Genomic DNA, 2,535 nt, shown 5'->3' with positions numbered 1-2,535 from the left:
GGCGACCCCGCCGATCAGCAGAACGGCTGCCGTGCCGCAGATGGCGTAGAACCGTCTGGCTAAGAATCTCTCCAGCCCGTCGCGCTTTTCGGCCAGCCATGCGGTGGCTGAAAGCGAGTGATATTGCTGTGCGACCTCGGCCGCCATCACCAGCGGAATCAGCAGGAAGAACAGATACATGAAGCGCACATGGGCGAGATAGACATGCAGGGTGAAGACGACGAACAACGCCTTGGCCCAGCCAATTCGCAACCGGGACACCAGAAGCCCGAAAAGCGCCAGCAGCATCGCCGCTTCCTGGACAGGACTGTCCGGCTGACTGAACGGTTTCCATTCCATGATCAGCGACACCGCCTCATTGCCGTAGGCCACGGCGAGCGTCGCGAGGATGGCCTGGACGCCGTAGGGGTGGATCAGGCTCACCAGCGGGCAAAGCAGGCCGAACGCGATCCACTTCGCCAGCAGGGACGGTTTCGACAGGCCCGTGCGCGCCAGCAGATCGAGACCGGCGAAAGCCGCGATGACGAAGCTCAAGGTGAAGGTGGCGTGCAGGTTCGCCCATAATACGACCAGCACAAGCAGCCACCAGGGCGGCGCCCGTTCTTCCCTTGCCGCACCGAAGAGGACCGCTGTCCAGATGACGATGATCGGGAAGGTGAAGACATGCGGACGCGCCGTGAAGATCGGGTTGATCAGGAACACCGCGGCGAACGCCAGTGTAATCGCCAGGATCGGCTTCAGCCATGCGCTGAGAAACCACCCCATCAGGAAAACCGTCAGGGAGATCGAGGCGATGATCGCGTTGACGACCCCGTTCCAGCCGCCCGCCCGGTAGGCAAGAGCCAGCAGGACCTGCCCCAGCCATTCCTTGGCAATCCAGGGCTGGCCGGCAAACGTGTAGGAATAGGGATCGACGGTCGGAAATGTCCGGTTAGTCAGGAAATCCAGACCGACCTTCACTTGCCACCAGCTGTCGGGATCCTGCAGGGTGGCGCCTGCCTGGGCACCCAACGCACCCGCCATCGCCAAGGCCGCGAGCAGGCAGAAGATCAGCCTGCTCCGCTCGTTGTATGTCGCGGCCGCCGCACTGGCCTGAGCGTCGTTCATGCTGCGCCGCCTCTAATCGGTTCCGGTGACAGTTGGGTGTTCAAGGTGTTGGATTGGCGGGCTGCCGCCGAGGCTTGTCGGGCACCCGAACTGTGCGGTCGGTGCTGTCGTCCCCACGCCCCACAAACACGAAGCGAGCCGAGCCAAGATAGAAAACAACCGAATAGACGCAGATTCCCGCGAGGTGGACCAGCGGGTTTTCGACGATGCCTGCTGAACGGGCGGCGATTACGACGGCCAGATTGATGCTGTAGGCGACCAGAAAGACACCCCCATAGCGCAGCGCGGTCCCGGGCTTGAAGCCATCGGCTCTGCTGAAGGTCCATTGGCGGTTGAGGAAGAAGCCGAGGACAAGGCCGGCGGCATAGCCCGTGGCGTTGGCAAGGATGTCGCCCAGACCCAGCGCAAGCCCGGCCAGAATGACCGCGTATCCCAGCGCCGTGTTCAACAGACCGACGGCGCCAAATCGCAGCATCCTCGGGAAGTCAAACGGCAGGCTTGACCACATGCGCAAAATATTGGGCTCCGACAGGTACCTTGGTGAGGAAGCGCTCGAACGGCCTCAGTCTCGCAAGCATCCGAGGAAAGAAAATCCGGTAGACGATCCTCGTATTGGCAAGGCCCGCCTCGGCCATGCGCCCGCGCATCTCGCGCGAATTTATCAAAACCGCGTTTTCGTCGAAGGCACAGTTCCTCACCGCGTGCGTGGTCAGCGGGTTCCAAGGATTGTGTTCGAAGACGAAGAAGCTGCCGCCATAGGCCAGCACCCTGCCGATCTCGGCGAACAGTCCGATCTGCAGGTTCTCGGGGATATGGTGGAAGACGCAGGCCGCGAAGGCCAGGTCGAAGCTGCCGTCGGCAAAGGGAATTGTCTTGCCGTCGAAATGCGTGAAGGCGGCCTGGCCGGGAAAGCGCTTGCTGGCGATGTCGAGCGATTCCCGCGAAGGATCGAGCAAGGTGATCTCCGCGTCGGGAAACGCGTTGCGCATATGGCCGAGCGAATTGCCGACGCCGGCGCCGAAATCCAGTATTCGTCGCGGTTTGACACCGGCCCGCCGCAGCGTCGCGGCGACGTCGTCGATCTTGTACCTGGCGAAGAAATCCGGGTTTTCGCCGCTCAGCCTTATGCTTGCGGCATGCTGCTCCTGATATTCCCGCGCAAACTGGTCGAATTCCGCCTCAAGCACGTGCGGCCCTCTTTGCCATCTCCTGCAGGCGATGGACCGGCAATTCGCCGTCCTCCACCGCCTGGCTGCGCGAAACGATCTCGTTGACGAAGTAGAGCGGCCGCCGCTTTGTCTCCATGTACATGCGCCCGAGATACTCGCCGAAGATTCCAAGCACCATAAGCTGGACGCTGCCGAGGATCAGCACGATCGCGGCGAGGCTGGTCCAGCCGGGCAACACGTTTCCGACCGACCATTCGAG

3 protein-coding genes and 1 pseudogene are annotated in these 2,535 nt (G+C 62.2%); all 4 read right to left on the bottom strand.

Translation table 11 applies throughout. The annotated features are described in order from the left end of the window. Positions 1 to 1,107, bottom strand: a 1,107-nt coding sequence (locus EOA22_RS30595) for a hypothetical protein (protein ID WP_127390472.1), incomplete at its 3' end; no start/stop codon positions are given. A gap of 40 nt (positions 1,108 to 1,147) precedes the next feature. Further along, a complete protein-coding gene (locus EOA22_RS30590) occupies positions 1,148 to 1,582 on the bottom strand; it encodes a GtrA family protein (RefSeq protein ID WP_281040801.1) in 435 nt (144 codons plus the stop codon). A gap of 10 nt (positions 1,583 to 1,592) precedes the next feature. Beyond that, entirely contained in the window at positions 1,593 to 2,294 is a 702-nt protein-coding gene (locus EOA22_RS30585) for a class I SAM-dependent methyltransferase (protein ID WP_063170022.1), read from the bottom strand. After that, positions 2,287 to 2,535: pseudogene (locus EOA22_RS30580) on the bottom strand (glycosyltransferase); the annotation flags it as partial. The pseudogene EOA22_RS30580 and the gene EOA22_RS30585, both read right to left, overlap by 8 nt.

The organism is Mesorhizobium sp. M7A.F.Ca.US.014.04.1.1 (genome assembly GCF_003998745.1).
In the GTDB taxonomy this organism is placed as follows: Bacteria; Pseudomonadota; Alphaproteobacteria; order Rhizobiales; family Rhizobiaceae; genus Mesorhizobium; species Mesorhizobium ciceri.
The sequence above is the reverse complement of the archived record's forward strand: the minus strand, read 5'-3'. Positions and strand labels throughout refer to the sequence as shown.